The organism is Streptomyces sp. AcH 505 (assembly GCF_000818175.1).
In the GTDB taxonomy this organism is placed as follows: Bacteria; Actinomycetota; Actinomycetes; order Streptomycetales; family Streptomycetaceae; genus Streptomyces.
Genome location: NZ_JTIY01000001.1, coordinates 5,464,119 through 5,487,395, shown reverse-complemented (window position 1 = coordinate 5,487,395; position 23,277 = coordinate 5,464,119). Strand labels below are relative to the sequence as shown.

20 protein-coding genes are annotated in these 23,277 nt (G+C 71.6%); 10 read left to right on the top strand and 10 right to left on the bottom strand.

Annotated features, from left to right (window positions below; all coding sequences use genetic code 11):
* The first annotated feature begins 115 nt into the window (after positions 1-115).
* Positions 116-1,543: a rhamnulokinase family protein gene (locus tag HY68_RS24645; RefSeq protein ID WP_041997057.1), complete on the top strand. Its 1,428-nt coding sequence runs from the start codon at positions 116-118 to the stop codon at positions 1,541-1,543.
* A gap of 48 nt (positions 1,544-1,591) precedes the next feature.
* On the opposite strand, the gene HY68_RS24640 is transcribed toward HY68_RS24645, so the two are convergent.
* Entirely contained in the window at positions 1,592-2,602 is a 1,011-nt protein-coding gene (locus tag HY68_RS24640) for a LacI family DNA-binding transcriptional regulator (RefSeq protein ID WP_041992387.1), read from the bottom strand.
* A gap of 51 nt (positions 2,603-2,653) precedes the next feature.
* A complete protein-coding gene (locus HY68_RS24635; protein WP_157874385.1) occupies positions 2,654-4,156 on the bottom strand; it encodes a hypothetical protein in 1,503 nt (500 codons plus the stop codon).
* Positions 4,157-4,305: 149 nt separating this feature from the next.
* Here HY68_RS24635 and HY68_RS24630 point away from each other — a divergent pair, with 149 nt between their 5' ends.
* The 3 genes from HY68_RS24630 (at position 4,306) to HY68_RS24620 (ending at position 7,816) form a co-directional block, all read left to right on the top strand.
* A complete protein-coding gene (locus tag HY68_RS24630) occupies positions 4,306-5,145 on the top strand; it encodes a TIM barrel protein (protein ID WP_041992381.1) in 840 nt (279 codons plus the stop codon).
* 85 nt (positions 5,146-5,230) lie between these two features.
* Complete coding sequence (locus HY68_RS24625; protein WP_041992378.1) at positions 5,231-6,121, top strand: 2-hydroxy-3-oxopropionate reductase; 891 nt, start codon at positions 5,231-5,233, stop codon at positions 6,119-6,121.
* A gap of 237 nt (positions 6,122-6,358) precedes the next feature.
* Positions 6,359-7,816, top strand: coding sequence for a catalase (locus HY68_RS24620; protein ID WP_041992375.1), 1,458 nt, complete (start codon positions 6,359-6,361; stop codon positions 7,814-7,816).
* Between the two features lie 312 nt (positions 7,817-8,128).
* On the opposite strand, the gene gcl is transcribed toward HY68_RS24620, so the two are convergent.
* Positions 8,129-9,898 (bottom strand): glyoxylate carboligase, encoded by a 1,770-nt coding sequence (gene gcl, locus HY68_RS24615; protein WP_041992372.1) that lies wholly within the window; start codon positions 9,896-9,898, stop codon positions 8,129-8,131.
* A gap of 241 nt (positions 9,899-10,139) precedes the next feature.
* Between gcl and HY68_RS24610 the strand changes: the two genes are divergently transcribed.
* Genes HY68_RS24610 through HY68_RS24600 form a run of 3 tightly spaced genes read left to right on the top strand, consistent with a single transcriptional unit; the run spans position 10,140 to position 11,754 of the window.
* Entirely contained in the window at positions 10,140-10,877 is a 738-nt protein-coding gene (locus tag HY68_RS24610) for a hypothetical protein (RefSeq protein WP_041997055.1), read from the top strand.
* Positions 10,878-10,897: 20 nt separating this feature from the next.
* Positions 10,898-11,404, top strand: coding sequence for a GNAT family N-acetyltransferase (locus HY68_RS24605; RefSeq protein ID WP_041992369.1), 507 nt, complete (start codon positions 10,898-10,900; stop codon positions 11,402-11,404).
* Entirely contained in the window at positions 11,383-11,754 is a 372-nt protein-coding gene (locus tag HY68_RS24600) for a hypothetical protein (protein ID WP_052457174.1), read from the top strand. The genes HY68_RS24605 and HY68_RS24600 overlap by 22 nt, the downstream gene beginning before the upstream one ends.
* On the opposite strand, the gene HY68_RS24595 is transcribed toward HY68_RS24600, so the two are convergent.
* Together HY68_RS24595 and HY68_RS24590 are read right to left on the bottom strand one after the other, a co-directional pair.
* Positions 11,718-13,370: an AMP-binding protein gene (locus HY68_RS24595; RefSeq protein WP_041992366.1), complete on the bottom strand. Its 1,653-nt coding sequence runs from the start codon at positions 13,368-13,370 to the stop codon at positions 11,718-11,720. The genes HY68_RS24600 and HY68_RS24595 overlap by 37 nt on opposite strands.
* The gene (locus tag HY68_RS24590; RefSeq protein ID WP_041992364.1) at positions 13,367-15,064 is read right to left on the bottom strand and encodes an AMP-binding protein; all 1,698 of its coding nucleotides are present in this window, start codon (positions 15,062-15,064) and stop codon (positions 13,367-13,369) included. Before HY68_RS24590 ends, HY68_RS24595 begins: the two co-directional genes overlap by 4 nt.
* Before the next feature lie 105 nt (positions 15,065-15,169).
* On the opposite strand from HY68_RS24590, the gene HY68_RS24585 reads away from it, so the two are divergent.
* From HY68_RS24585 to lysA, 3 genes are all read left to right on the top strand, one after another.
* Positions 15,170-15,997, top strand: a complete 828-nt coding sequence (locus HY68_RS24585) for a helix-turn-helix transcriptional regulator (protein WP_041992362.1) — start codon at positions 15,170-15,172, stop codon at positions 15,995-15,997.
* 150 nt (positions 15,998-16,147) lie between these two features.
* Positions 16,148-16,546, top strand: coding sequence for an SAV_915 family protein (locus tag HY68_RS24580; protein WP_041992360.1), 399 nt, complete (start codon positions 16,148-16,150; stop codon positions 16,544-16,546).
* Positions 16,543-17,880: a diaminopimelate decarboxylase gene (gene lysA / locus HY68_RS24575; RefSeq protein WP_041992357.1), complete on the top strand. Its 1,338-nt coding sequence runs from the start codon at positions 16,543-16,545 to the stop codon at positions 17,878-17,880. Before HY68_RS24580 ends, lysA begins: the two co-directional genes overlap by 4 nt.
* Before the next feature lie 38 nt (positions 17,881-17,918).
* Here the strand turns inward: lysA and HY68_RS24570 are convergent, their stop codons facing one another.
* The 5 genes from HY68_RS24570 to HY68_RS24550 all read right to left on the bottom strand — a co-directional run bounded on the left by HY68_RS24570 (position 17,919) and on the right by HY68_RS24550 (position 22,946).
* Positions 17,919-19,034: a winged helix DNA-binding domain-containing protein gene (locus tag HY68_RS24570; RefSeq protein ID WP_041992355.1), complete on the bottom strand. Its 1,116-nt coding sequence runs from the start codon at positions 19,032-19,034 to the stop codon at positions 17,919-17,921.
* Positions 19,035-19,099: 65 nt separating this feature from the next.
* Complete coding sequence (locus HY68_RS24565; protein WP_041992352.1) at positions 19,100-19,765, bottom strand: 4'-phosphopantetheinyl transferase superfamily protein; 666 nt, start codon at positions 19,763-19,765, stop codon at positions 19,100-19,102.
* A complete protein-coding gene (locus tag HY68_RS24560) occupies positions 19,762-20,631 on the bottom strand; it encodes a metallophosphoesterase (RefSeq protein ID WP_041997049.1) in 870 nt (289 codons plus the stop codon). The genes HY68_RS24565 and HY68_RS24560 overlap by 4 nt, the downstream gene beginning before the upstream one ends.
* A gap of 213 nt (positions 20,632-20,844) precedes the next feature.
* A complete protein-coding gene (locus tag HY68_RS24555; RefSeq protein WP_041992349.1) occupies positions 20,845-21,666 on the bottom strand; it encodes a hypothetical protein in 822 nt (273 codons plus the stop codon).
* Entirely contained in the window at positions 21,666-22,946 is a 1,281-nt protein-coding gene (locus tag HY68_RS24550) for a VWA domain-containing protein (RefSeq protein ID WP_041992346.1), read from the bottom strand. Before HY68_RS24550 ends, HY68_RS24555 begins: the two co-directional genes overlap by 1 nt.
* Positions 22,947-23,277 lie beyond the last annotated feature (331 nt).

Genomic DNA, 23,277 nt, shown 5'->3' with positions numbered 1-23,277 from the left:
GTCCGCGCCGTTTCGCACCGCCGAGGTAGCCACCGTGTCGACCCCCCACCGTTCGTCCTCCGCCGACCACTCGGCCTTCGCCGCCGCCGACCTGGGCGCCACCAGCGGACGGGTGATGGTCGGCCGGGTGGGCCCGGCGGGCGGCGGGGGCACGCCGTACCTCGATCTCCGCGAGGTGCACCGCTTCCCCAACCGGCCGGTGCGGCTGCCCGGCGGGCTCCACTGGGACGTGCTGAGTCTCTTCCAGGGGGTGCTGGACGGCCTGGCCGAGGCAGGCCGCTCCTGCGAACCTGCCTCGATCGGCGTCGACAGCTGGGCGGTGGACTACGGACTCCTCGACGCGGAAGGGGAGTTGCTCGGCAACCCGTACCACTACCGGGACACCCGCACCGAGGGCATGGCGGCGCGGGTGTGGGCCGACGTGCCGGCCGACGAGCTGTACCGGATCAGCGGGCTGCAGCATCTGCCGTTCAACACGGTTTTCCAACTGGCCGCCGAGCGGACCGGATCGCGCCTGCCCCAGGCGCGGACGCTGCTGCTGATCCCCGATCTGATCACGCACTGGCTGACCGGCAGCGTCGGCGCCGAGGCCACCAACGCCTCCACCACCGCCTTGTTCGACGCGCGCACCGCCGACTGGTCGGGGCAGGTGCTGGACCGGCTCGCCGTCGACCGCGCGCTGCTGCCCCCGGTCCGCCACCCCGGCGATCCGGCGGGGACGCTGCTGCCCGAGGTGGCACTGGCCACCGGCCTGTCCGTCAACACCCCGGTCACGGCGGTCGCTTCGCACGACACCGCGTCCGCCGTCGTCGCCGTCCCCGCGTCCGGAGCCGACTTCGCCTACATCTCGTGCGGTACGTGGTCGCTGGCCGGCCTCGAACTGGCTGCGCCTGTGATCACCGAGGCGTCACGCGCGGCGAACTTCACCAACGAGCGCGGTGTCGACGGGTCGATCCGCTTCCTGCGCAACATCATGGGGATGTGGCTGCTGACCGAGAGCCTGCGCACCTGGGCCGCGCGGGGGCTGCCCGCCGATCTGGCGCCCCTGCTGGCCGAAGCAGCCCGCGCACCCGCCTTCGCCGCGCTCGTCGACCCCGACGCCCCCGATTTCCTCACCCCCGGCGACATGCCGGCCCGGATCGCCGCCTACTGCGAGCGGACGGGACAGCGCGCCCCCGAAGGGCAGGCCGCCGTGGTGCGCTGCGTCCTGGAAAGCCTGGCGCTGGCGCACCGCGCCACGTTGCGTGCGGCCGCCGAACTGGCGGGCCGGGACATCCGGGTGGTGCATCTGGTCGGCGGCGGCAGCCGTAACGACCTGCTCTGCCAGCTCACCGCCGACGCCACGGGACTGCCGGTGGTCGCGGGGCCCACCGAGGCGACGGCGCTCGGCAACGTCCTCGTCCAGGCACGCGCGCGGGGACTCGTCGGCGACCGCGCCGAGATGCGCCAACTGGTGGCGGCGACGCAGGACTTGCGGCACTACACACCGCGCGGTGACGAACGGGCCTGGGCGGCGGCAGCGGCGCGGGTCGGGCTCGGCTGAGCGCTGCCGTACGGGCCACCGTCACTTCGTACGGCAGCTCTCCGCGTCTCAACGGCGGGCTCGGCTCGACCCTCTGACGACCAGTTCGGGCTGGAGCACCACATGCTGGTGCTCGTGGCCCGCCCCTTCGGCGCGGATCTCCTCCAGCAGCAGATCCGCGGCGAGCCGCCCCATCGCGGCGGCCGGCTGGCGCACCGACGTCAGCGGTACGGCGGCGGCTGCGGCGAACTCGATGTCGTCGTACCCGACGATGGCCAGGTCCTGCGGCACGGCGAGGCCCGCCGCGTACACCGTCTGGAGCACGCCGAGGGCCAGCAGGTCGTTGGCGCAGAACACGGCGGTCGGACGCGGCGCGAGGCCGAGCAGCCGGGCGCCCGCGTCGCGGCCCGCCGCCACGTCGAGCCGGTCGGCTGGGATCTCCAGCAGCGCCTCGGGCGGCAGCCCCGCCTCGGCGAGGGCGAGCAGCATGCCCGCACGTCTGTCGCGCACCTGCTGGAGGTGGGGCGGGCCGCTGATGTAGGCGATGGTGCGGTGTCCTGCGCCGATGAGATGCCGTCCCGCGAGGGCGCCGCCGACCGTGTCGTCCACCGAGACGGAGCACTCCTCGGCCTCCCCCGCCACCCGGTCCACCAGCACGAAGGGGATCTCCTGCTGGCGCAGCGCGTCCAGGTTGGCGCCGGTCGAGTCGACGGGGGTGACCAGCACGCCGCGCACCCGGTGCTCCACGAACAGCGAGAGGTACGTCGCTTCCTCGGCCGGGTCCTGGGCGCTGTTGCACACCATGACGCCGAGTCCCGCGCCGCGCGCCGCCGACTCGGCGCCGCGTGCGACGTCCACGAAGAAGGGGTTGCCCATGTCCAGCACCAGCAGCGCCATGATGCGGCTGTGTCCGGCCCGGAGCTGTCTCGCGGACTCGCTGCGTACGTAGCCGAGGCGTTTGATGACGGCCTGGACCCGTTCCTTGGTCTCCTTGGACACCATCTCGGGGCGGTTGATCACATTGGACACCGTGCCGACGGAGACCCCGGCCTGCCGTGCCACATCCTTGATCCCGACCATGCCGTCCCACTCTCCGCCGGAGGCTCTACCGGCAGCCCCTATTGAAACATTTCATTTCCCCCTCGGGGCCCTGCGCCTGCGGACAAGGACGATGCCGAACACGAGCAGCAGCAGGCCGGATCCGACACCCGCCACGCTGTAGAACGACGACGTGGCCCAGCCGGGGCCCGGCCAGATCCGTACGGCGACCCCGGCCGTGTCGTTGGCCGGCCGGTCGTCGTGGGTGGGGCGCTTCGCGTCGGCTCCCCGTACGGTGACCTGGCCGCCGCGGTCGGCGATGTCCCGGTCGATGCGCAGCGTGAAGGGGAAGAGGGTCAGCTGTCCCACCTTCCCGCCCGGCGCCGTGCACGCGTAGCGGCGGGCGGGCGGCTGCCTTTCGCTGGCCGACCCGGTGATCGGGGTGCCGTCGTCGCGCAGGGCCCGGCACGGCTGGTCGAGCACCTCCTCGTCGCGCTCGGGCTCGTAGGGCGACTCCACGACGCTGGTGCCGGCCGGCACGGTGAAGCCGACCGTCACGGGGGCGTTGCGCGGGGAGCCGGGACCGCGCGTGCGGAAGCCGATCCGCATGCTCTGCCTGCTGCCGACGGGGCCTTTGACGGTGGCTCCCACGGCGGCGAGGTCCGCGTGCGTGGCCACGGCGACGTGCAGTTCGTCGCCCGCCGGACGGGCGGACGGCGTGACCGGGACCAGCCGCAGGTCAGGGCCGGACCCCGCCGTGAAGAGCGCCGCCCACTCCGGTGGGGGCGTGTAGTCCTCCGCGAGGGCGTCGGCGGAGTAGGTGACGCCGGGATACATGGCGTCGGCGGCCACCCGGACCCGCTCGGGTACGGCGAGCGCGTACGCCTCGCCGGGCGCGACGACGACCGTGGCGGCCGGCAGCCGGCACCACGCCGAGGCCCCCCGGTAGCGGCAGTTGCGGTGTTTGCTGTCGAACGAGAAGCCGTCCCGCGCGTCCATCCGGAGGGCCACGCCCCGCGCGGGGACGCCACCGGTGTTACGGATGACGAGCCGGACGCCGACCGTGCCGCCGGGCGCCACCGTCGTACGGTCGGGCCGCTGTTCCACCGCGAGGGTCGGCTTGCCGACGGTGACGGTGGTCCGGCCGGTGACGTCCGGGACGCCGGGTGCGCGCACGGTGTAGCGCACGACGCCGGTGTCCCCCGCCTTGCTGCCCTTGACCGGTACGACATGGAAGGTCTGCGACGCCGCGTGCTGCTGGTCCGTGCGCATGGTGCAGCCGAAGACCGGCCGCCTGATCCGGTCGATCTCGCACCGGTCCCCGCCCCGCTTGAGCACGGCGACCCCGGCCAGCCCCCGGATGTCGAAGGTGATCGAGACGTCGGTGGGTCCCTTGCCGGTCAGTCGCTGGCCGACGTCGAGATCGTTCTCCGAGCTGAGGGCGCGGGACGGGTCGGTCGACACGTACAGAACCTCGGGCACCTGCAAGCTCAGGCGCGGCTCACCCGACAGGCCACCACAGCCGCCGAGCAGCGCGACCAGGGCCACGACCACCAGTACGACCGGCCAACGACCCCTGAGACATGTGCCGTTCATCCGACCACCCTGCCCGACGGAGATCACGGCGGGACAACGGAGTGGTCGCGGATTCCGGTGGGGACACTTGACAGCTCCCGAGCAGCGCGGGCAGTCTTCCATTAAGCAGAAAACAACTTCCGCAATACGGAAGGAGCAGCTGACCCCTCATGGGCTACGCAGACCAGCGCTTCGATGTGAACCTCTCGATCCTCTACACCGAGCTTCCGCTCCTGGAGCGCCCGGCGGCCGCCGCCGCAGCGGGCTTCACCGCGGTCGAGCTGTGGTGGCCCTGGACCGACACACCCACCCCGCCGCAGGCCGAACTCGACGCCCTCAAGAAGGCGCTCGACGACGCGGGCACCCAGCTGGTCGGGCTGAACTTCTACGCGGGGCAGCTGCCGGGGCCCGACCGTGGCGCGCTCTCCGTGCCCGGCGAGGAGTCCGACCGCTTCCGCGCCAATATCGAGGTGGCGGCGGAGTTCGCCGCCTCCGTCGGCTGCACGGCGCTGAACGCGCTGTACGGGAACCGGATCGACGGCGTCGATCCCGAGCTCCAGGACGCCCTCGCCCTGGAGAATCTGGTGCTCGCCGCGCGGGCGGCCGACCGGGTCGGCGCGACCCTGCTCGTCGAAGCCCTCAACAAGCCGGAGTCGCCGCGCTACCCGCTCGTGAGCGCGCCGTCGGCCGTCGAGGTGGTCGACAAGGTGAACGCGGCGACCGGCCTCGGCAACGCCTCGTTCCTGCTCGACCTCTACCACCTGTCGATGAACGGCGAGGACCTGGCCGAGGTCGTCGACCGGTACGCGGGCAAGGCCGGGCACGTACAGATCGCGGACAACCCGGGCCGTGGCGCGCCGGGCACCGGGGCGCTGCCGCTCCAGGAGCTGCTGGACCGGCTGCGCGACGCGGGGTACCGCGGCTGGGTCGGCCTGGAGTACAAGCCGGGCGACCGGCCGAGCGCCGAGTCCTTCGGCTGGCTGCCCGCCGAGGCGCGCGCGGCCCGCTGAATCCCGTCCCGCGGCGGCAGGTCCCTTTGCGGACCGGCGGCAGGTCCCTTTACAGAAACGTCAGAAGAGTCCAGGAAGGCATCCCATGAGCACGCTCCCCAAGATCGCATGGATAGGTCTCGGCATCATGGGCTCGCCCATGTCGGAGAACCTGATCAAGGCCGGTTACCAGGTGACCGGTTACACGCTGGAGCAGGACAAGCTGGACCGGCTGGCGGCGGCGGGCGGCGCCGCCGCCGCCTCGATCGCCGAGGCGGTCGCCGACGCCGATGTCATCGTCACCATGGTGCCCGCTTCGCCGCAGGTCGAGGCCATCGCGTACGGCGACGACGGCATCCTCGCGCACGCCAGGCGCGGCGCGCTGCTCGTCGACATGTCCTCGATCACCCCGCAGACGTCGGTCGATCTGGCCAAGGCCGGTGCGGAGAAGGGCATCCGCGTCCTCGACGCGCCGGTCTCCGGCGGCGAGGCCGGTGCGATCGAGGCCGTCCTGTCCATCATGGTCGGCGGCGGCCAGGCCGACTTCGACGAGGCGAAGCCGCTGCTGGAGGCCCTGGGCAAGACCATCGTGCTCTGCGGCCCGCACGGCTCGGGACAGACGGTGAAGGCCGCCAACCAGCTCATCGTGGCCGTCAACATCCAGGCGTGCGCCGAGGCCGTGGTCTTCCTGGAGAAGTCCGGTGTGGACCTGAGCGCCGCGCTGGACGTGCTGAACGGCGGTCTGGCCGGCTCGACCGTGCTGACCCGCAAGAAGGACAACTTCCTCAACCGCGACTTCAAGCCCGGCTTCCGGATCGATCTGCACCACAAGGACATGGGCATCGTCACCGACGCGGCCCGCAATGTCGGCGCGGCGCTGCCGGTCGGCGCCGTGGTGGCCCAACTTGTCGCGTCCCTGCGCGCGCAGGGCGACGGCGGCCTCGACCACTCCGCGCTGCTGCGCTCCGTCGAGCGCCTTTCCGGCGACCAGGTCTGACCCACCGCGGCCGGGTCAGCCCGGCCCCTGAAGCCTGACCCCTGAAGTCCGGCCCCCGAACCCCGGGCGGCGGTGGCGCTGACACCTGTCCTGTCGCGCCCAGGCGCCGCCGCCGCCCGGAACCCACTCCTCCAATTTCAACAAACTGTTGACGTTTCCTTCGGTGTGAATTTACGCTCCAGAGGCTCCAGAAGCCTCTCGCCGAACCCCCTCAGCAGTCCCGCACGGAAGGTCACCATGTCGAAGCGCGTGCTTACGACCGAGTCAGGCGCCCCGGTCGCCGACAACCAGAACGCAGCGACCGCAGGCGCCGGCGGTCCCCTGCTCCTCCAGGACCAGCACCTGCTGGAGAAGCTCGCCCGCTTCAACCGCGAGCGCATCCCGGAGCGTGTCGTGCACGCACGCGGCTCCGGTGCCTACGGCTACTTCGAGGTGACCGACGACGTCACCGCGTACACCAGCGCCGACTTCCTGTCCGCCGTGGGCAGGCGCACCGAGACCTTCGCGCGCTTCTCCACCGTCGCCGACTCGCTGGGCGGCGCGGACGCGGTCCGCGACCCGCGTGGTTTCGCGCTGAAGTTCTACACCGAGCAGGGCAATTACGACCTGGTCGGCAACAACACCCCGGTGTTCTTCGTCAAGGACCCCGTCAAGTTCCCTGATTTCATCCACTCGCAGAAGCGCGACCCGTTCACGGGCCGTCAGGAGCCGGACAACGTCTGGGACTTCTGGGCGCATTCGCCCGAGGCGACCCACCAGGTGACATGGCTGATGGGCGACCGCGGTATCCCCGCCTCGTACCGGCACATGAACGGCTACGGCTCGCACACCTACCAGTGGACGAACGCGGAGGGCGAGGCCTTCTTCGTCAAGTACCACTTCAAGACCAACCAGGGCGTGCGCTCGCTGAGCGCCGAGCAGGCGGCGGAACTCGTCGGCAGGGATGCCAACTCCCACCAGACGGACCTGCTCCAGGCCATCGAGCGCGGGATGAACCCGTCCTGGACGCTGCACGTCCAGCTGATGCCGGCCGCCGACGCCGCCCACTACCGCTTCAACCCGTTCGACCTCACCAAGGTGTGGCCGCACAGCGACTATCCGCTGCGCCGGGTGGGCCGGCTGGTGCTCGACCGCAACCCCGACAACGTCTTCGCCGAGGTCGAGCAGGCGGCGTTCTCGCCGAACAACTTCGTTCCCGGCATCGGCCCTTCGCCGGACAAGATGCTCCAGGGCCGGCTGTTCGCCTACGCCGACGCCCACCGCTACCGGCTCGGCGTCAACCACACCCAGCTGGCCGTGAACGCGCCGAAGGCCGCCACCGTCGACAACTACGGGCGTGACGGTGTCATGGCAGCGCGCCGTGGCGGGCGGCACGACAAGAACTACGAGCCCAACTCGTACGCGGGGCCCGTGCAGAGCGACGCGGCGCTGTCCGCGCCGTACGCCGTGCACGGCTGGACGGGGACCCACCCGGCGCCCGCGCACACCAAGGACGACGACTTCTTCCAGGCCGGTGAGCTGTACCGGCTGATGTCGGCCGAGGAGAAGTCCCGGCTCGTCGCGAACATCGCCGGCGGCCTCTCGCAGGTCTCCCTGGACGATGTGATCGAGAAGAACCTGGCCCACTTCCACGCCGCGGACCAGGAGTACGGCAAGCGCGTCGAGGAAGCGGTACGCGCGCTGCGCGAGGAGTGAGCCTTCCTCCCTTGATCGGACCGCGGCGGCTGAGTGAGCCAGTGCGGTGGTAACGGGCGCGAGCGGCCCCCTCCCGACGTGAGGGAGGGGGCCCCGCTCCCTTCGCCCACCGCCGCGGTCTGCCCGACGGAGCGCGGGGTACGGAGACAACTGGTCCCGTGCCCCGCGCTCTTGTGCGTCCGGGGCTCCCTTGTGTGTCCGGGCTGATCGAGACGTAAGACCCGAAGCCGGTGCCGGTGCCGGTGCACGCGTACGGCCCCGGTCACCGGAGGTGGTCCGGTGACCGGGGCCGTACAGGGTCTGCCGCCGGGGTCAGGCCAGCGGCAGGATCGCGGTGGGCGCGTGGCCCGGTTCGGTGGCGATGTCCTCGAACTCGTTCACACTGGCGATGTCACTGCCGCTCATGGCGATGTTGGTGACGCGCTCCAGGATGGCCTCCACGACGACCGGCACCCGGAATTCGGCCGCCAGCTTCTTGGCCTCCTCGAAGGCGGGCAGCAGCTGATCGGGCTCGGTGACCCTGATCGCCTTGCAGCCGAGACCCTCGGCGACCTTCACATGGTCGACCCCGTAGACGCCCAGCTCGGGCGAGTTGAGGTTCTCGAACTCCAGGTTGACCTGGAAGTCGATGTCGAAGTTGCGCTGCGCCTGGCGGATCAGGCCCAGATAGGAGTTGTTCACCAGCACATGGACGTACGGGATGTGGTGCTGGGCGCCGACCGCCAGCTCTTCGAGCATGAACTGGAAGTCGTAGTCGCCGGACAGCGCGACGACGGTGGCCTCCGGGTCGGCCGTCGCGACGCCCAGCGCCGCGGGGACGGTCCAGCCGAGCGGGCCCGCCTGGCCGCAGTTGATCCAGTGGCGCGGCCGGTAGACGTGCAGCATCTGCGCGCCGGCGATCTGGGAGAGGCCGATGGTGGTCACGTACCGGGTCTCGGGCCCGAAGGCCCTGTTCATCTCCTCGTACACGCGCTGCGGCTTCAGCGGCACGTTGTCGAAGTGCGTACGCCGGTGCAGCGTGGCCTTGCGCTCCCTGGCGGACGCGGCCCAGGCGCTGCGGTCGGGCAGCCGCCCGGCCTCCTTCAGCTCCCGTGCCACCTCGACGAAGAGTTCCAACGCGGCCTTGGCGTCGGACGCGATGCCGAAGTCCGGGGCGAATATCTTGCCGAGCTGGGTGGGTTCGATGTCGACGTGGACGAACGTCCGTCCCCGCGTGTAGACATCGAGCTTGCCGGTGTGCCGGTTGGCCCACCGGTTGCCGATGCCGAGCACGAAGTCCGACTCCAGGAACGTGGCGTTGCCGTAGCGGTGCGAGGTCTGGAGCCCGACCATGCCGGCGTTCAGCTCGTGGTCGTCGGCGATGGTGCCCCAGCCCATCAGGGTGGGGATGACCGGCACCCCGGTCAGCTCGGCGAACTCGACCAGCAGCGCGGACGCTTCGGCGTTGATGATGCCGCCGCCCGCGACGATCAGCGGCCGCTCGGAGGCGGCGAGCATCGCGACGGCCTTCTCCGCCTGGGCGCGGGTCGCGGCCGGCTTGTAGGGCGTCAGCGGCTCGTACATCTCCGGGTCGAACTCGATCTCGGTGAGCTGCACGTCGATCGGCAGGTCCACGAGGACCGGGCCCGGCCGTCCCGAGCGCATCAGATGGAAGGCCTGCTGCAGCACGCCGGGCACCTGGGCGGCCTCCAGCACCGTGGTGGCGGCCTTGGTGACGGGCGCGGCGATCGACGCGATGTCGACGGCCTGGAAGTCCTCCTTGTGGATCACGGCGGTGGGTGCCTGTCCCGTGATGCACAGGATCGGGATGGAGTCGCCGAGCGCGGAGTACAGCCCGGTGATCATGTCGGTGCCGGCCGGCCCCGACGTACCCACACAGACACCGATGTTGCCGTTCTCGGTGCGGGTGTAGCCCTCCGCCATGTGCGAGGCGCCCTCGACATGGCGCGCGAGTGTGTGGTGGATGCCCCCGGACGCCTTGAGGGCGGCGTAGAAGGGATTGATCGCGGCACCCGGCACACCGAAGGCGTGTGTCACGCCCTCGCGCTTGAGGATCTCAACTGCCGCTCGGGCAGCGGTCATTCGAGTCATGGGGTTACTCCTCATCCGGCAGGCGGATTCGGGCTCTGTCGCGCCACCTGAGAGCGCCAATTCCGTAATGTGGAAGTACTGTTCTGCTATACGGAAACAATCTAGGGTCGATACGACACCCCGTCAAGGGAGGGATCCCGGCGGCCCCTCCCCAATACCTCGCTCTTGGTGGACGATGGGCCACGCAGCGCAGTCGATCAGGCATATGCGAACGTGGTTGATGGGGGTCGTGATGGGAGAGAGCGTTCCGGTGAGCTGCCCGACCTGCAGCCGTCGGCACACCTTCGTGGTGTCGGTGTACCCGTGCGCCTGTGGCGCGCCGGTGGCCCCGCCGCTGGCGCGGGACGCACCTCCGCAACCGATCACCCACCGCACCTGGACCGACGAGTGGGTCATGGTCCGCTGCGCCGCCTGCGGCCGGCAGGGGCACTGGCCGCAGCCCGAACTCGGCTGCCCCTGCGGGGCGGTGCTGCGCATCCCGGTACGGCCGGTGAATCCGGCGGGACCGCCCCGGGAGCCGCAGGAGTCGCACGAGCCGCAGGACACGGCGCGGGTCCGGCCGACGCTGTCGCGCAGGCCGGCGGCGCCCCGGCCGTCCTTCCATCCGCTGACGATCCGCACGGCGCGCGACGTGGTGACGGCCGCCGCGCTCTATCTGCGCTGGCTCGGCTTCCACGGCATCGTCCAGGCCGAGGAACAGCCGGCGTCCGGCATCGACCTGCGCGGCCCCGAGGTCGTCGCCCAGGTCGACCCGACGACCAGCCCGGCGTCGCTCCGCTCGGTGGAGACGCTGTGGCTGCACGGGCTGAGCGCTTCGGCGGTGAGCGTCTTCTTCTCGCTCGCCGGGTACGCGGACGACGCGCGCGCCCGCGCCGACGACCTCGGGGTGCCACTGTTCGTCATGGACCTCACGGGCGCCCCGCAGCCGGTCAACACCCCGGCGACGGAATTGGTGTCGTCCGGAGCGTGAGGGCGCGCCATAATCGGCCGATGCGCATACGCCCCGCCGCCCCGGCGGATCTGCCGCTGCTCCAGGACATCGAGGTCGCGGCGGGCGAGCCGTTCCGCACGGTCGGGATGGCGCTCGTCGCCGACGACACTCCCCCGTCACTCCACGTGCTGGAGCGCTACCGCGCGGACGGCCTGCTGTGGGTGACGGACGACGGCAGCGGCGCGCCCGTCGCCTATGTGATCCATGAGGAGGTCGACGGCGCCGGGCATGTCGAGCAGGTCTCGGTCCACCCGGCGGCGGCACACCGCCGGCTCGGCAGCGCCCTCATCGACCACGTCGGACAGCTCGCCAAGGACGCCGGGCTGCCCGCGCTCACGCTCACGACCTTCGCCGAGGTCCCCTGGAACGCGCCGTACTACGCGCGGCTCGGCTTCCGCACCCTCGGCGCGGACGAACTCACCGACGGGCTGCGGGAGATCAGGCGCGCGGAGGCGGAACACGGCCTGGATGCCTGGCCGCGGGTGTGCATGCGCCGCGAACTCTGATCCTGGGCCGCCGACTTCTCACCGCCGCGTACTTGCACCGCCGCTTCCACGCCGGGGGCATCTCCGCCGTCGCCCACCACCCCGGCAATGTCGCGTCGAGCTTCGGCACCCGCTCCGAGAGCCGGCTGATGAAGTTCATCACCACCAACCCCATCACCCGTGGCATGTTGATCTCCCCGGAGAAGGGCGCGGACCAGCTGGTCCGGTTCGCCGAGAGCCGCCCCGGCACCGACTGGGAGCCGGGGCGCTACTACGAGAAGGGCAAGCCCGCCAAGCGGGTCAACCCGCAGGCACGGGACGCCGAGCTGGCCCGTCAACTCTGGGAGCGCTCGGAGGAGTTGCCGGCCTGAGCGCCGAACCGTTCGCGCAGTTCGATCTTTCTGACCTTGCCGCTCACCGTCATCGGGAAGGCGTCCACGATCTCCACCCGGCGCGGGATCTTGTAGTGCGCGAGCCGGTCGCGGCAGTACGCGGCGATGTCGTCCTGGGTGGGCGGGTCGGCCGGGTCGCGCGGGATGACACAGGCCAGGATCTCCTCGCCGTACTTCGCGTCGGCGACACCGACGACCTGCACATCGGCGACCTTGGGGTGGGTGTACAGGAACTCCTCGATCTCCCGGGGATAGACGTTCTCACCACCCCTGATGATCATGTCCTTGATCCGGCCCACGATCTGCGCGTAGCCGTCCTCCCTGATCACCGCGAGATCGCCGGTGTGCATCCAGCGCCCCGCGTCGATGACCTCGGCCGTGCGCTCGGGCTCGTCCCAGTAGCCCAGCATCACGCTGTAGCCCCGGGTGCACAGCTCGCCCGACTCGCCGCGCGGCAGGGTCACCCCGGTCACCGGGTCGATCACCTTGACCTCGATGTGCGGCAGCGCCCGGCCGGCGGTGCCGGTGCGCCGCTCCAGGTCGTCGTCGCGGCGGGTCTGGGTGGAGACCGGCGAGGTCTCCGTCATGCCGTAACAGATGGACACCTCGGCCATGTTCATCTCGGCGACGACCCGCTTCATCACCTCGACCGGGCAGGGCGAGCCCGCCATGATGCCGGTGCGCAGCGACGACAGGTCGTACCCGGCGAAACCGGGGAGGTTCAACTCGGCGATGAACATGGTCGGTACGCCGTACAGGGAGGTGCAGCGCTCGGCCTCGACCGCGCGCAGGGTCGTGTCGGCGTCGAAGGCTCCGGCGGGGATGACGATGCACGCGCCGTGCGAGGTGGCGGCGAGGTTGCCCATGACCATGCCGAAGCAGTGGTAGAAGGGGACCGGCAGACAGATCCGGTCCTGCTCGGTGTAGCCGACCGTCTCCCCCACGAAGTAGCCGTTGTTGAGGATGTTGTGGTGCGAGAGCGTCGCGCCCTTGGGGAAGCCGGTGGTTCCTGAGGTGTACTGGATGTTGATCGGGTCGTCGCAGGACAGCTCGGCCTCGCGCGCCCTCAGTTGATCCCCGCTGACGCCGCCGGCCGCTTCGTGCAGTTCGTGCCAGCTCGGGTCGCCGATGTAGTGGACGGCGTGGAGGGCCGGGCAGTTGGCGCGCACCTGCTCCACCATGGCCCGGTAGTCGCTGGTGCGGTGGGCGACGGACGCGACCAGCAGGGAGATCCCGGACTGCTTGAGTACGAACTCCAACTCGTAGGCGCGATAGGCCGGGTTGATGTTGACCATGATGGCGCCGACCCGGGCGGTCGCGTACTGCACGAGCACCCACTCGGGGCAGTTGACCGCCCAGATGCCGACCCGGTCGCCCTTCGCGATGCCGCTGCCGAGCAGCGCACGCGCGAGTTCGTCGACGGCCGCCCCGAACTCCCCGTACGTCCAGCGCCGTCCGGACGGTACATCGACCAGGGCCTCGCGGTCGGGGAACGCCTCGATCGCCCGGTCGAGATTGGCACCGATGGTGTCGCCGAGCAGCGGGGTCTCCCCCGTGCCGTGGGTGTACGACGCAGCCGTGACCGGTGTGCTCATCGCAGGTCTCCCTCGTCGTATTCGGCGTCCGAACCGTTGGCGGTCAGCTCGCGCAGCTCGATGCGGCGGATCTTCCCCGAGACGGTCTTGGGCAGCGGGGCGAACTCCAGCCGACGCAGCCGCTTGTACGGAGCGAGGACGGACCGCGAGTGCTCGAAGATCACCTTGGCCGTGTCGGGCCCCGGCTCCCAGCCTTCGGCGAGGACGATGTAGGCCTTCGGCACGGCGAGCCGCAGCGGGTCGGGCGCGGGCACGACGGCGGCCTCGGCCACCGCCTCGTGCTCCAACAGGGCGCTCTCCAGCTCGAAGGGCGAGATCTTGTAGTCACTCGCCTTGAACACGTCGTCACTTCGGCCGATGTAGGTGATGTAGCCGTCGGCGTCACGTGCGCCGATGTCACCCGTCCGGTAGTAGCCGCCCGCCATCGCCTCGGCCGTACGCTCCGGGTCGCCGTGATAGCCGGTCATCAACCCGACCGGAAGCGTGGACAGATCGAGCGAGATCTCGCCCTCGTCCACCCCCGCCTCACCCGTCACCGGGTCGACCAGCACCACCCGGTAGCCGGGGGTCGGCCGGCCCATGGAGCCCGCCTTGACCAACTGTCCCGGCGAGTTGGCGACCTGCACCGCCGTCTCCGTCTGGCCGAACCCGTCCCGGATCGTCAGGCCCCACTCGCGGCGTACGGTCTCGATCACCTCGGGGTTGAGCGGTTCGCCCGCAGCGACGACCTCACGCGGCCGGGTGCGCAGCTGCGACAGATCGGCCTGGATCAGCATCCGCCACACGGTGGGCGGGGCACAGAAGCTGGTGACCCCGGCGCCGTCCATCTCCGCCATCAGCCGCGCCGGGTCGAAGCGGGTGTAGTTGTGGATGAAGACGGTCGCCTCGGCGTTCCACGGCCCGAAGAGGTTCGACCAGGCGTGCTTGGCCCATCCGGGTGAGGCGATGTTGAGATGGACGTCGCCCGGCTTGAGACCGATCCAGTACATCGTGGCCAGATGGCCGATCGGGTACGAGACGTGGGTGTGCTCGACGAGTTTGGGCCGCGCAGTGGTGCCCGAGGTGAAATACAGCATCAGCGGATCGTCCGCTCGGGTGACCCCGTCGGGTTCGAAGGTCTCGGGCTCGGCGTACGCCTGCTCGTACGGCAGCCAGCCGCCGGTCTCCGCGCCGCGCTCCGCCCCGACCACGACGCGGGTGAAGTCGCCGGGCACCGAGTCGAACTTCGCGGTGTCGTCGGCCCTGACGATCACATGGCGGGCCCGGCCGCGGTCGACACGGTCGCGCAGGTCGACCGGGCCGAGCAGCGGGGTCGCGGGGATGACGACGGCCCGCAGCTTCATCGCCGCCAGCGCGGTCTCCCACAGCTCGACCTGGTTGCCGAGCATGACGATGATCCGGTCCCCCGCCCGCACCCCCCGCGCGCGCAGCCAGTTGGCCGCCTGGTTGGAGCGGGCCGCCATCTCGGCGAAGGTGACCCGGGTGCGGGCGCCGTCCTCCTCCACGATGTGCAGGGCGAGCCGGTCGTTGCCTTCGGCGATGCGGTCGAACCAGTCCAGCGCCCAGTTGAACAGCTCGGGCCTCGGCCACTCGAACCCCGCGTAGGCCGCCGCGTAGTCCTCGCGGTGCGCCAGGAGGAAGTCCCGCGCGGCCCTGAACTGCTCGGTCGGGCCGGTCGGAATGGATTCCGTCATGTGTCCTCCTCATTGCGGGGTCGTGCACTGCCACTGTGTAATCGTGACGCAGGTCTCACCACCCCCGAACGGGGGTGGCCGGGCGGGGCGAGAGGAACGAGCGGCGTGGCCGAAGCGGTGGAGGCGGTGGAGATGCGCGCGGCGCTGCTGCGGCTGCGCCGTACGACGGGGCTGCCGGTCGCCTTCGGCGGGCTGCTGCACGACCCGGGTCAGGTCAGACTCGCCGAGCTGACAGGGGCGGCGACGAGCGCCCTGCGCGGCCTGCTGATCTCCTCGGGCAACGGCCTCGGCGGCAAGTCGATCGCGCTGCGCCGGCCGTTCGCCGTGACCGACTACCACGAGGCGCGCCACATCAGCCACGAGTACGACGCGGCGGTCGCCGCCGAGGGGCTGCGCTCGGTGCTCGCCGTGCCCGTGGTCGTACGGCGCAAGGTGCGCGGCGTGCTGTACGGGGCGCTGCGCACGGCGCTGCCGATAGGCGACCGCACCTTCGACGCGGCGGTCGCCGCCGCGAAGGACGTGGAGCAGTCGCTGGCAGTACACGACGAGGTGCAGCGGCTGCTGTCACTGACCCGCGAGCCGGCGGCCGGATCGGCGGCGTGGGAGGAGGTACGCGCTGCCCACAGCGAACTGCGCGCCCTGGCCCCCCGGGTCCCCGACGCCGGGCTGCGCGACGAACTCCTCGCCGTCTGCGGCCGGCTGGCGGGCGCGACGGCGACGGACGGCACCCTGATGCCGATCGGCCTCGCACCCCGCGAACTGGACGTCCTGAGCTGCGTCTCGGCCGGCGCGACCAACGCGGCGGCGGCCGAACTGCTCGGCCTGCGCCCCGAGACGGTGAAGGGCTACCTCCGCTCGGCCATGCGGAAACTGGGCGCCCACACCCGCCTCGAAGCGGTCGTGGCAGCCCGCCGCGCGGGCCTGCTGCCCTGAGCGAATGCGCAGGTCAGGGCCGATCAGCGACAGGGGGGCGTCAAGATGTGGGGGGTGGTGATCAATGGTGCGTCATGGGACCCCAGGGAGGGTTCCCCGCGGGCATAGCTTCCAGGTGTCAGGCAGTGAACTACTCCTCCGGAGGACACCATGGAGCGCATTTCCGACGACGAGGCCGCGGACCCCGACCCGGCCGACCTGCCGTGCGGTGCGGGCATGCTCTACGTACCCGTGCGGCGCGGCCCCTCGGGCGACTGCCAGCTGCGTTTCGCGCGCACACCGCTCGGGGCACGGACCGCTGTCGGGTTCACCAGCAAGGGGCGGCTGGCCGCCGTGTTCGGTGAGCGGCAGCCCTGGATCCTGCTCGCCGAACCGGCCCTGCGCGCGCTCGGCGCGCCGCTCGGGGCGCTGGTGGTGACGGTCGACCCGCAGCTCACCGCCGTCCCGTCCGCTCCCCCTTCGCCGGCCGGGCGGCGCACCGCACCGGTCATGAGCTGTGCGCGCCGCACCCTGGGCCCGCTGGACGTCCCGGAGGCGATGGCCGTATGACCACCGAACCGCAGCCGCTGCTGCGCATCGACGAGCTGAGCACGGCGACGGTGTGGCCCACGTCCGCCGTGGTGGCCCCCGGCGGTGACATCGCCGTGGCGGGCGTGTCCCTGGCCGAGCTGGCCGAGCGGTACGGCACACCGGCGTACGTCCTGGACGAGGGCGAGGTCAGATCCCGTGCCCGGGCCTGGCGTGCCGCGCTGCCGCAGGCCGATGTGGTGTACGCGGCCAAGGCGTTCCTGTGCCGTGCCGTGGTCGACTGGGTCGAGCAGGAGGGCCTGGGGCTCGACGTCTGCTCCGCCGGTGAACTGGAGCTGGCGGCCACCCGCGGCTTCCCGCCGGAGCACATCGTGCTGCACGGCAACGCGAAGTCGCCGGAGGATCTGCGGGCGGCGCTGCGGCTCGGTGTCGGCCGGATCGTCATCGATTCGGACAACGAGATCGCCCGGCTCGCCGCGCAGGTCGCGGGGCCCGACCCGCAGCAGGTGATGGTGCGGGTGGTGCCCGGTGTGGCGGCGGGCGCGCATCACAAGGTGCGTACGGGTGTGGCCGGCCAGAAGTTCGGCATGTCGATCGCGGACGGTGACGCACTGGACGCCGTCGGCCGGATCCTCGGCCAGCACCGTCTGCGACTGGTCGGTCTGCACTGCCACTTGGGCTCCCAGATCACCCGGGCCGAGCCGTACGCCGAGGCCGTGCGGCGGGTGGTCGCCTTCATGGCGCTGATCCGGGAGCGGTTCGGGGTGACGCTGCCCGAGCTGGACATGGGCGGCGGCTTCGCCGTGGCGTATCTGCCGGGAGATCCCGCGCCCGCGCCTTCGGTATACGGGCGGCTGATCACCGAAACACTGGCGGAGGCCTGCGCCGCGCACGACCTGCCGGTGCCGAGGCTGACCGTCGAGCCGGGCCGGTCGATCATGGCACCGGCCGGGATCGCCCTCTACCGGGTGCTGTCGGTCAAACACACCGGCGGCCGGGCCTTCGTCGCCGTCGACGGCGGGATGAGCGACAACCCGCGCCCCGCGCTGTACGGCGCGCGCTACACCGTACGCAGGGTGGGCCGGGCGTCGGACGCGCCCATGCGGACGGCGACGGTCGTGGGGCGGCACTGCGAGGCGGGCGATGTGCTCGCCGAGTCGGTCGAGCTGCCCGACGACATCAGGGCGGGTGACGTGCTGGCCGTACCGGCGTCGGGGGCCTACCAGGTGTCGATGGCGTCCGGCTACAACATGACGGGCCGCCCGCCGGTGGTCGCGGTGTCGGAGGGCCGGTCCCGGCTGCTGGTCCGGCGGGAGAGCTTCGACGATCTGCGGATGCGGGACGTCGGGCTGTGAGGTAACGGTGCGTCAGGAACCGGTGTGGGGCGCGGGCCTCAGGAGCCGGTGAAGTTCGCGTAGCGGACTCCACCGGCCGCGCCGCCGTACATGGTGGTGAGCAGCCGCTCGCCCTCCTCCGTCACCGCGCCGCGCTGTTCACGGCCGATGCCGGCGAAGAGTTCGACGGTGAGCGGCGCGCCGTCGCCGCCTTCCGGCGGCTGCCAGACGCCCGCGAGGAAACCGTCCACGAGGAGCGTGCGGTATCCGGTGTTCCCGCGCCAGGAGCGGCCCCGGTAGGCCGGCGGGACGATCCGGCTCCGGTCGGCGTGCGAGAGCAGCAAGTTGTCGAACTCCGGCAGGAAGCGCGGCGGCGCCGGGGTAGCGGGGTCGGGCCTCGGCGCTTCGGGCAGGTCGAAGAGTTCGACGCCGTTCTCGTCCTGGAAGGTGCGCAGCCGGGGCCGTAGCCGCTCGAAGACGGCCCGCAGCCGGGTAAGACCCGCCCAGGTCTGCATGTCCTGCACGGAAGCGGGTCCGAAGGCCGCGAGATAGCGCAGTACGGTCCCGTCGGCGGCGGGCGCGGGCTCGGCGGCCCTGCCGAACCAGTGTTCCGCCGTGGTGAGGGTGACCTGCGCGCTGGTGTCCCACAGTCCGCGCGGGGTGGTCTGCACGAGCGGCAGCAGACAGCGGGCGGCGACGGTCAGCGCCTGCGGATCGGCGTCCGGCCACTGCTTCAGCAGCGCTTCGCGCAACTCCTTGACCGGGCGGGGCTGTTCCTCGACGAACGCGCGGCTGTACGCGGCGAGCCGGTCGAGGTCCACGCCGGGCAGCCCCTTGCGGAAGAGCCCCAGTTCGCGGTCGCGGGCGGCCTGGACGAGCGGGCGCAGGGTGAGGCAGTCGTCGGCGGTGTGCGTATGGATCGTGGAGCGCATGGTCACGAGCCGGGCCACGGCGCGGGAGGCCATCAGGCTGGACAGGTCCTCGGGGACGAACCCCGCCAGCCGGGCGGCGAGCTGGAAGTACGGCGGTTTCACGTTCTGCGCCTGCAGCCCCAGGAGGTGCGCGACGGCGTCCTCGGCCGGCCTGTCGTCGCGGCGCAGGAGCAGTTGCCGCTCCAGGGTCGCCCGGTTGAGGGCGCGTACCCCGAGCACGGGGGCGGTCGTCTTCGAGGCCATGCCCGAACCGTACCGAGCCTTGCGGACAGCTTCGGTCCGCAACACCCGCCGACGAGGGGGGCCGGTTACCGCAGCGCCGCGAGGACGACGGACGTCATGATGACCCCGTCCCGCACCGCCCAGCGTCCGGTGAACCCCTTGAGGGTGCCGTGACCCGGCAGTTCGGGTCCCGGGACGAGCAGCCGCGCCGTGAAGCCCCCGTTCGCCGGGTCGATGTCGAACTCCGCCTCGGTGAAGTCCAGCCAGCGTCCGGTGATCGGGTACCACGCCTTGTACACGGACTCCTTGGCGCTGAACAGCAGCCGGTCCCAGTGGACTTCGGGCCGGGTGTGGACGAGTTTCCCGATCATGGCGGGCTCGTCCCCGACCGTGATGGTCTCCAGCACGCCTTCGGGTATCCGGGCGTGCGGTTCGGCGTCGATGCCGAGGGTGACGATGTCGCTCTTCCTGGCGACGGCGGCGGCGCGGAAGCCGTCGCAGTGGGTCATGCTGCCGACCGTCCCGGCCGGCCAGCCGGGGGCGCCGCGTTGGTCGCGCAGGATGGGCGCGCGTGCCACACCCAGCTGCGCGAGCGCGCTGCGGGCGCAGTGCCGGGTCGTGCCGAACTCGCGCACCCGCTTGGGCACGGCCTTCTCCACCAGGGCCGCCTCTTCGGGGAAGAGGTCGGGCGCGGCGACGTCGTCGGTCGTGGCCACGGACACCACCGCGGGGGGCAGTATCTCGCCGATCATGACGCGGCCCCGGGCACGGGCAGGATCTGCCGCAGCGCGGGGTCGGGGTGCCGCTGGCGCTGCCATTCGCGGGGGTAGCCGACGGACACCTCCTCGAACCGCACCCCGTCCTCGTAGGTGGTGCGCGGGATGTGCAGATGGCCGTAGACGACCGTCTTGGCCTCGTAGCGCACATGCCAGTCGGCCGTGGCTTCCGTGCCGCACCACAGCGCGAACTCGGGATAGGTGAGGACGCGGGTGGGGTGGCGGGTCAGCGGCCAGTGGTTGACCAGAATGGTCGGCAGGCCGGGTGGCCTGTCTTCGAGCCGCTTCTCGGTGATCCTGACCCGCTCGGCGCTCCAGGCCTCGCGGCTCTGGTACGGGTCGGGGTGGAGCACCATCTCGTCCGTGCACACCACGCCCGACTCGTGCGCGACGGCCAGCGCCTCCTCCTTGGTCGTGGTGCCCGCGGGGCGGAACGTGTAGTCGTAGAGGACGAAGAGGGGTGCCACGGTGACAGGGCCGCCGGGGCCCCGCCAGACGGGGTACGGGTCTTCGGGCGTCGACACGCCCAACTCCCGGCACCGCGCCACCAGATGCTGGTAGCGCGCGTCGCCCCGCAGCTGGACCGGGTCCTGTTTGTGGGTCCACAGCTCGTGGTTGCCCGGTGTCCACACGACTTTCGCGAACCGGCCGGCGAGGGTGCGCAGCGCCCATTCGACGTCCGCGACCTTCTCCGCGGTGTCGCCGGCGACGATGAGCCAGTCGTCCGGGGACTCCGGCCGCAGCAATTCGACGATGTCGCGGTTCTCGGTGTAGGCGACGTGGAGGTCACTGATCGCGAAGAGTTTCGGCGTCCGGTCAGAGGCGTCGGAGGCGCTGGGCACAGTCACGCGCGCCAGGCTATCGCGGCGGCTTCCGGCGCTGCGAGGGTGCGTGTCCCGTGAGCGGCCTTCCGTGAGCGGGCTCCGCGCGAGCCTGCTTTCGTCAGCAGGCCCTCTTCACGCGGGCCCCTGTACGCGGGTGCCCCGTACGCGCACGGCTCCGGGGTCCTGTGGGTGAACAGGCCCCCGGAGCCGACTGTTTGGGCGCTTGCGCGCTCAGTACTGCGCCGGCGGGGGCGGCGAGGCCACCCGGCGCCGCGAGGGCCGGGCCAGGGTGTAGCCCGCGATGGCGGCGAGTGCGCCGAGCACGCCGCCGCCGACCGTCCACAGCCAGCGGTCGGACCAGCGGCCCGACGACCAGCCGTCCTCGGGCGCTGTCGCCGCTTCGTCGTCGGCGACGCCGGGCGTCAGCGGTGCGGCGAGCTTGCCGCCGACGGCATGCGCACCGCCCTCGCCGGACGTCCGTACCCCGATGGCCGCCTTCATCGGCAGTCCGAGGTCCTGCTCCTGCGCGTCGACCGCCGTCAGCCGGATGTAATAGCTGCCCGGCAGCGGGTCGTTGGACCACGGCTCGGCCCAGGCCCGTACGGTGCGCAGCGTGCAGCGCAGTTCGACCGTGCCCGCGCCGCCCGCGACCGCTCGGGTCTGCGCGCCGTAGACGCACGGCTGGCGGCGGCGCAGCCCGTCGTACACGTCGACCTGCCAGGTCGAACTCGACTTCCTGGCCGAGGAGTCGGGGAAGGTGACCTCGGCGGTCACGGTGGCCCGCTGCCCCACGTCGACGGGGAACATCCAGTACAGGTAGTCGCCGGTCGACGCGTCGGCCGTGGGCCGCTGCCCCGGCCGGAAGGCCGTCGCCGTACGGAACGACGTGCCGGCCTCGGTCGGCGCTGCCGAGCCGTCGTCGCCCGTGGCGGCCGTGGACGTGTCGGACGGGGTGGGGCTGTCGGCGGAGGCAGCTCCCGCCGCGCCGGCGAACACCGCGCCCGCCAGGGCGCCCGTGAGGAGAACACTTGTGAACACATCTGTGGTACGCATCAGTTGCTCCTCCAGACAGCGACACGCCAGCGGGAGATCCAGCCCCACAGCAGACCTGCGACCAAACCGGTGAGGGTCAGCAGACCGAGCAGCCACCAGCCGCGGCCGAGGCCGAAGGAGGCGACGTCGGACGGATCGTCGGGCGAGTCCACCAGGGCGACGGTCAGCTCGACCGGCAGTCCCGGGGTGGTCTTGACCGAGTCGGGCGCCGCGAAGGCGTTGCCGACCTCAAGACACACCGCCTCGGCGGGCGGTGGCGTGCCGTCGTCGCTCTCGTCCTCCGGCGGCTTCGGGTAGCGCAGACCGGTGGAGATCACATCGGTGCGTCCGGCGCCGGCCTCCGAGCCACGGACGATCTCCCTGCCGTGCACGGTCACAGCCCGCAGCAGGACGCCGTAGTCGGGGTCGACGGCGCGGTCGGCGGAGACGCTCACCGAGGCGCGCAGCTCCTGTCCCGGCCGGACGTCGACGCGGTACCAGCGGTGTTCGGAGAACCGCTCACGGTCACTGTAGAGACCGGGCTTGAGTTCGGGGGCCTGCGCGCACCGCGCGGCGCCCTCGGTGGCCACGGGCGTGACCACGGGATCGGCGGCCCGGTCGACCAACTGGGTCACCCGGCCGGACAGTTCGTCGGTGTGCCGTACGGACGTGTAGGTGCCGCCGGTGGCCTCGGCGATACAGGTGAGCTGCTTGCGCGTCTTGTCGTCGGGCACGAGACCCAGCGTGTCGATGACGAGGTGGATGCCCTTGGCCGCGATGTCGCGCGCCACCTCGCAGGGGTCGAGCGGCGCGCAGGTGTCCTCGCCGTCGGTGATGAGGACGATACGGCGGGTGGCCTCACCGCCTTCGAGGTCGTCGGCCGCGCGCAGCAGCGCGGGGCCGATGGGCGTCCAGCCGGTGGGGGCGAGGGTGGCGACGGCGGTCTTCGCCTCGGTACGGTCCAGCGGGCCGACCTTGTAGAGCTGCTCGGTGTCCTTGCAGCCCACCTTGGTGTCCTTGCCCGGGTAGTTGGCCCCGAGGGTACGGATCCCGAGCTCCACCCCCTGCGGTACCGAGTCCAGGACTTCGTTGAACGCCTGCTTGGCCGCCGTCATCCGGGTCTGGCCGTCGATGTCGCGGGTCCGCATCGAACCGCTGACGTCCAGCACGAGATCGACCTTGGCCGCGGGCTGCGCGGCGGGTTCGTCGTCGGCTGCCGCGGTGGAGGGAGCGAGGAGCCCGAAGGACAGTGCGGCCAGCAGACCGCACGCGGCGACCGCCGACCGTTTACTTATGATCATCGCCGGATGATATGGAGAATCAGCCACCGGGGCCAAATGAGGACTGACGCCCCGTCATATCGGGTGCGGACTTGTCGGGATGAACGGATCAGGCCACTGTGGTGGGCGCGTTCACGGCCCCCGCGGTGAGCGCGTCCGCCCCGTCCGTCCGCCCCGGCACGACCCCCCGACCGGCACGACCCCCATCCGTCACAACCCCCCACCCGTCACAACCCCCCACACGCAGAGGTGACCGGTATGAGCAGCAGCGCAGGACAGGAAGCACGACCGACCGGCGGTCCCGGCAGGCGCCGGGTGCTGGGCGCGTTCGCGGCGGCGGCGGCGCTGGCCG

Excerpts from the sequence above, each read along its gene's own strand:
- gcl (WP_041992372.1), bottom strand. The coding sequence starts at position 9,898 with ATGACCGCTGCCCGAGCGGCAGTTGAGATCCTCAAGCGCGAGGGCGTG.
- HY68_RS24565 (WP_041992352.1), bottom strand. The coding sequence starts at position 19,765 with ATGATCGGCGAGATACTGCCCCCCGCGGTGGTGTCCGTGGCCACGACC.
- HY68_RS24590 (WP_041992364.1), bottom strand. The coding sequence starts at position 15,064 with ATGACGGAATCCATTCCGACCGGCCCGACCGAGCAGTTCAGGGCCGCG.
- HY68_RS24620 (WP_041992375.1), top strand. The coding sequence starts at position 6,359 with ATGTCGAAGCGCGTGCTTACGACCGAGTCAGGCGCCCCGGTCGCCGAC.
- HY68_RS24610 (WP_041997055.1), top strand. The coding sequence starts at position 10,140 with ATGGGAGAGAGCGTTCCGGTGAGCTGCCCGACCTGCAGCCGTCGGCAC.
- HY68_RS24570 (WP_041992355.1), bottom strand. The coding sequence starts at position 19,034 with ATGGCCTCGAAGACGACCGCCCCCGTGCTCGGGGTACGCGCCCTCAAC.
- HY68_RS24640 (WP_041992387.1), bottom strand. The coding sequence starts at position 2,602 with ATGGTCGGGATCAAGGATGTGGCACGGCAGGCCGGGGTCTCCGTCGGC.
- HY68_RS24555 (WP_041992349.1), bottom strand. The coding sequence starts at position 21,666 with ATGCGTACCACAGATGTGTTCACAAGTGTTCTCCTCACGGGCGCCCTG.
- lysA (WP_041992357.1), top strand. The coding sequence starts at position 16,543 with ATGACCACCGAACCGCAGCCGCTGCTGCGCATCGACGAGCTGAGCACG.
- HY68_RS24635 (WP_157874385.1), bottom strand. The coding sequence starts at position 4,156 with ATGAACGGCACATGTCTCAGGGGTCGTTGGCCGGTCGTACTGGTGGTC.
- HY68_RS24625 (WP_041992378.1), top strand. The coding sequence starts at position 5,231 with ATGAGCACGCTCCCCAAGATCGCATGGATAGGTCTCGGCATCATGGGC.
- HY68_RS24580 (WP_041992360.1), top strand. The coding sequence starts at position 16,148 with ATGGAGCGCATTTCCGACGACGAGGCCGCGGACCCCGACCCGGCCGAC.
- HY68_RS24630 (WP_041992381.1), top strand. The coding sequence starts at position 4,306 with ATGGGCTACGCAGACCAGCGCTTCGATGTGAACCTCTCGATCCTCTAC.
- HY68_RS24605 (WP_041992369.1), top strand. The coding sequence starts at position 10,898 with ATGCGCATACGCCCCGCCGCCCCGGCGGATCTGCCGCTGCTCCAGGAC.
- HY68_RS24550 (WP_041992346.1), bottom strand. The coding sequence starts at position 22,946 with ATGATCATAAGTAAACGGTCGGCGGTCGCCGCGTGCGGTCTGCTGGCC.
- HY68_RS24645 (WP_041997057.1), top strand. The coding sequence starts at position 116 with ATGGTCGGCCGGGTGGGCCCGGCGGGCGGCGGGGGCACGCCGTACCTC.
- HY68_RS24595 (WP_041992366.1), bottom strand. The coding sequence starts at position 13,370 with ATGAGCACACCGGTCACGGCTGCGTCGTACACCCACGGCACGGGGGAG.